The following is a 309-nucleotide window of genomic DNA, read 5'->3' as shown; positions in this document are numbered from 1 at the left end:
CACTAAAATGGCTACTCCACAAGGGCCGTAACCTTCGTAGAAGACCTCCTCATACTGAACTCCTTCCAACTCGCCGGTGCCGCGCTTGATGGCGCGTTCTATATTATCCATCGGCACGTTAGCCTCTCTCGCCCTTTCAAGCAACCCTTGAGCCACAACGGCAGAGGGTTCCGCCACAGCCGCGTCGTCAAAACTAACATTGTCGGGGATTTTGTGGATGAGGCGCCACGGAAGCTTTATATACTCTGCATAGGCGCCGTCGGTGAACGTGCCAGGCGACCTCCTGTGAGGACACATATGAGGGTTGCC

Annotated in this window: 1 pseudogene; it reads right to left on the bottom strand. The window is 55.3% G+C overall.

What is annotated here, in order from left to right:
* Window positions 1-297: pseudogene (locus tag EZM41_RS08295) on the bottom strand (YebC/PmpR family DNA-binding transcriptional regulator); the annotation flags it as partial.
* Window positions 298-309: the final 12 nt, after the last annotated feature.

This window comes from Acetomicrobium sp. S15 = DSM 107314 (assembly GCF_016125955.1).
GTDB lineage: Bacteria > Synergistota > Synergistia > Synergistales > Thermosynergistaceae > Thermosynergistes > Thermosynergistes pyruvativorans.
This window is presented reverse-complemented; position numbering and strand designations above follow the sequence as displayed.